The sequence below is a fragment of the Oscillibacter sp. genome (assembly GCF_031978065.1).
Taxonomy (GTDB): Bacteria; Bacillota; Clostridia; order Oscillospirales; family Oscillospiraceae; genus Oscillibacter.
In genome coordinates this window covers 1-4,523 of the sequence record NZ_DALZCH010000121.1, presented here as the reverse complement: position 1 = coordinate 4,523, position 4,523 = coordinate 1, and the positions used below count along the sequence as shown (strand labels likewise).

The 4,523-nt window shown below is 50.0% G+C and carries 4 protein-coding genes; 2 read left to right on the top strand and 2 right to left on the bottom strand.

Going from position 1 to position 4,523, the window contains the following annotated elements:
- The coding region (locus RTK01_RS14345; RefSeq protein ID WP_312281623.1) for a GGGtGRT protein at positions 1-667 on the top strand (667 nt) is incomplete at its 5' end.
- 166 nt (positions 668-833) lie between these two features.
- Here the strand turns inward: RTK01_RS14345 and RTK01_RS14340 are convergent.
- Positions 834-905: a hypothetical protein gene (locus tag RTK01_RS14340; protein WP_312281629.1), complete on the bottom strand. Its 72-nt coding sequence runs from the start codon at positions 903-905 to the stop codon at positions 834-836.
- A gap of 413 nt (positions 906-1,318) precedes the next feature.
- Positions 1,319-2,179, bottom strand: a complete 861-nt coding sequence (locus RTK01_RS14335) for a hypothetical protein (RefSeq protein WP_312281622.1) — start codon at positions 2,177-2,179, stop codon at positions 1,319-1,321.
- Between the two features lie 844 nt (positions 2,180-3,023).
- Between RTK01_RS14335 and RTK01_RS14330 the strand changes: the two genes are divergently transcribed.
- A complete protein-coding gene (locus tag RTK01_RS14330) occupies positions 3,024-4,421 on the top strand; it encodes an ABC transporter permease (protein WP_312281621.1) in 1,398 nt (465 codons plus the stop codon).
- Positions 4,422-4,523: the final 102 nt, after the last annotated feature.

The window sequence follows — 4,523 nt, the reverse complement described above, 5'->3', positions numbered from 1 at the left end:
GCTGCGGGACGGGACAAGGTGCTTCGCGTTTCTGGCTGGCCACGAGTCCTTTGCCGCCGCGGAGGGTGCCATCGGCATCGTGCGCAACGCCAACAAGGCCCGGAAGGAGCCCCTGCGGGTCATCCTCAACGGCCTTGGCAAGGACGCGGCTCAGATCATCAGCCGCATCAACGGCTTCACTTACGTGCAGACTCAGTTTGACTACTACACCGGCGAGCTGAAGATTGTCCGCGAAGTTCGGTATTCCGAGGGTGAGCGGGCCAACGTCCGCTGCTTCGGCGCGGACGATGTGCGCGAGGGCGTGGCCGTCATGCACCACGAGGGTGTGGACGTGTCCATCACCGGCAACTCCACCAACCCCACCCGGTTCCAGCATCCGGTGGCAGGCACCTATAAGAAGGAGTGTAACGAGCAGGGGAAGAAGTATTTTTCCGTTGCTTCCGGCGGCGGCACGGGCCGCACGCTTCATCCCGACAACATGGCCGCCGGCCCCGCCAGCTACGGCATGACCGACACCATGGGCCGGATGCACTCCGACGCACAGTTTGCCGGGTCCAGTTCCGTCCCCGCCCACGTGGAGATGATGGGCTTCCTCGGCATGGGCAATAACCCCATGGTGGGCGCGACTGTTGCGGTTGCTGTTGCCGTGGCGGAGAGCAAGAAATAAGGAGAAACACTGCTTTTTGTAACTTTTCAGGCAAGAATAAACCGCCCGATTCCGTCTGGAATCGGGTGGTTTTGGCGTTTCATTTGCCAAATATTTTGATGCTGGATATCCTATTCTCGGAAAACGAAGTGAAAACCTTTGGCGCTTATTTCCTGACTTTCCACATCTACCTCGCATAGAATTGTCTTAGAACCGGAATGTTTCTAACGGCGGTCTCCCAGATAATATCCTGGCTCATGCTGCCGTAGCTGTGGGCAGCCAAATTCCGCATTCTCTTGAATGGCCCCACCGAATACGGTCGGCGGCAGGCTGCTGGTATTCCGCAAATAAGCCACCACTCAGCTCCCCAATCTGTAAAATAGAACGCAAAATTGATCTCTGATAGTCCGCATCCTGGTCAAACACCTCGAATGCATCCCCATAGCGCTCGATTGTTTTTGAATTTCCACACAATAGTACCGGATGTGTTTTAACCGCTGCAAATCAGGCGGCAGCATAAAGACTCCTCCCTTTCCCGACAAATATCTTCCCGGAAATTCGCTTTGCTGGGCATCTGAATTGGCTGCTCAATAGAATTGACTATAATAATGTATCATAGCAGGTAAAAATATAAATCAATTTTGGCTGATAGCGGTGTTGCTTAACCGTATTTTACTTGAATTTGGCTTTTCCGTATTTAACAGGAATCTCCCGCGATGAAATATCACGTAGCAGTTCCACTGGTCCGGGAATTTGTTTCACACAGAGATTCTGCCATAACGGAATGGGGCTGATCCCCAATTCGATAAACTGATCTAGTAGGCCGCCGGTGGAGACACCCGCCTTTTCAAGTCCCTTCAGCGCCTTATGCTTCCGCTGAAGTAGCTGCGCCAGCCGCATCATGGCTTCCTTGGTGTTCTTCTTAAAATTAGATTCAGCTACACACGTCTCAACTTCATCCATGCGGCAAAAGGTAACTTCCGAAAAGCTCTGAGTGAAATTCTTGGGCAGCAACCAAATCCCGTTGAAATAGAAAGCCAGCAGGGCGGCCCCATCTTCAGACATCTTGTCCGTGAGATGCTGATATATCTGCATAGGGTGAGTCACGATTTCCATTCCCCTGTTTTGGGAACCGTCACACTTGATGTAGATGTGCTCCGCGTCCCCGCTTCCGATATCCATCAGCTTTTTTGGCACGGAGTCTACTTCGCCGCCGTCATCAATTTCCAGCTCCACACCCAGATAACAGAAACCCTCTCCATAAAAAATGGGAGCAGGCTTGTAGCAGTAAGATTGGATTTCCCGGCGGTGCTGGTCGATGCAGTTGCCGCAGCAGGGACCGTCGCTGTCGTCGTCCACATAGTACGTATCGTCGTTGTGGATCAGACAACCGCAGTCAAAGCAGCGGTGGTAGTAGTTATCATAGCAGTCCTTACAGAGCGTGGCGGTGGAATCGCCCACACTGTCACCGGACCAGATGTGCTTGCCACAGCGGTCGCAGACGGCGATCATTTCTGTAAGCGGGTCTCGCACAGCATTTGTTCGTCGAAAACAGTCTGCTCTCCAATAGGAAATTCCGTGCCACAGTGGTCACAGGTAAAGGTTTCTATCACTTTAACTTCATCCATCTTCATCCATCTTCATCCATCTTCATCCATCTTCATTCATATTTATAATATATATCCCGAAAAGCGGGTAATTCAGATTCCGGCACGGACAATTATTCGTTTGAACAAGGACGAACATTGCAAGCTAACCCGTGCGGCGCTAAAGAGCCTTGGGCGAGTCGCCAACCTGCGCATGCCCTGCACTGACGCTGCTTGATAGCGAGCTGCATTTTGGAATCATTGAATGAGAAAGAATTGTGAGCCTCATAGAACACTTCGTTGTCCTTTGGGGTTTGATTGGGGCCGCCAATAATTTTCGAAATAGATAAATTTGCGGAATTAGATGAAATTCTTGCTGCCAGAGTCAGTCATTTTTATTAAATTGACTAAAAAGTGTCATAAAGTCACTCTTTTCTTTTTTAGTCAAAGAGAGATTAAAATGGTCCTAGCATGACAGAATAAAACCGTCTATGCTGCTGTTCTCAAATATGAGTATAGGTTCCCTTCAAGGACTGCGAAACTGAACTGTATTTAAAGAAGGCTTCAGAGCTTCGGAGCAAACCGCGATGCGAGGTATGTTTATAGATTACTCTTGCAAACAAGACGAGGTTGTATTTTGCAAAGAAAAAAGATATAATAGAAATGATCATGTATTTTAATGAAGCAAAGTAGCACACGCCGCCACTATTCGTGCAGCGCGTGTGATATGGGGAATAGAAACGATGAAAATTCAAACGAACAAAACCGCACGCCCGTTCCGAGTGTGTCTTATGTTGATGATATGCTACCTAGGCCTCAGCGGAATTTTTTATGTCTTGATGGGGGAGCAGCTCCACGTTCGATCTTCCAACGAAAGCAGAGCGCTGCCCACAGCGCAGGCTGGAACCACAGAAATGGTGCCCGGTGCACAGGTTGTGGATGAGTTTACGCTGGATCTCCAGCGATTAAACAGTATTTCCGTGCAATGGGGAACGTTCTACCGGCAGAACGAGGGCGCGGTGACGGTCAAGCTGATTTCAATCCCCACAGAGGAGGTTTTACTTCAGGAAACCTTTGACGCTGCCACTGTGGAGGAGGGCGGACTGACAACACTGGTTGCCGACCCGGCGCTGGAGGGGATATCCGAGCTGCCCCTGCGGCTGGAGATCACAGGAAATTCCGTGTCCGGCAGTGCAATTGTCCCCATGATCTCCACGGAACCTGTCGAAGACGGGGAAACGCTATATGTCAACGATATTCCGGTGGAGGGCTCCTTGTGCTTTTCCGCCGAAGGCCAGGATTACTTGTGGATTGGCCGGAACTATTGGTCTGTTGTCGGTATTAGTGGATTGTGTCTGGGCGCGTATCTTCTTCGCTCCTATTTCCGCTGGAAGAAAGGGCTTCCCAATATATTGATACGCAGCATTCTGGCTCTTGGGAAATATAATTTTCTTTTTCGCCAGCTGGTTTCCCGGGATTTTAAGGCAAAGTACAAGCGGTCTGTTCTTGGCGTTTGCTGGAGCTTTTTAAATCCCTTAATGACCATGCTGGTGCAATATGCGGTATTTTCCAACCTGTTCCGCTTTGACATCCCCAATTATCCGGTATACCTGCTCTGTGGCATTATTCTGTTCAACTTCTTTTCCGAGGCTTGCGGCATGACCCTTGTGTCCATTGTGGGCAATGCCAGTTTGATTACAAAAGTCTATGTCCCCAAATACATTTATCCTGTGACCAGAACGGTGTCCTCATTGATCAATTTTTTAATTGCACTGATTCCGCTGGCGATCGTCGCGCTGATTTCGGGTGTATATCCCACAAAGGCGTGGTTGCTGTTCCCGTTTTTGATCATCTGTATTTTTCTGTTTACCCTTGGCGTGGGCATGTTCCTATCCACCATCATGGTGTTTTTCCGAGACACCCAGTTTCTCTGGGGAATTGTCAGCATGGTGTGGATGTACCTCACCCCGATTTTCTACCCGGAGAGTATTCTGCCTCCATCCATTGCGTGGGTGCTTCGCTGTAATCCGCTGTATTACTTCGTTACCTTTGCCAGGACCCTGATTTTACAGGGGGAGTCCCCTGATCCGGTGACGTATGTGCAGTGTCTTGGATTTGCAGTGGCTGCGCTGGCTGTGGGTGCGTGGGTATTCCGCAGGAGGCAGGACGCATTTGTGTTGTTTTTGTGATGGGAGAGACACCGTGGAACAGACGAATATGATTACATTAGACCATGTATCCATGAGGTTTCGCCTGAGCGACGATCGCATCCTGTAACTCAAGGAATTTTT

Excerpts from the sequence above, each read along its gene's own strand:
- RTK01_RS14330 (WP_312281621.1), top strand. The coding sequence starts at position 3,024 with ATGTTGATGATATGCTACCTAGGCCTCAGCGGAATTTTTTATGTCTTG.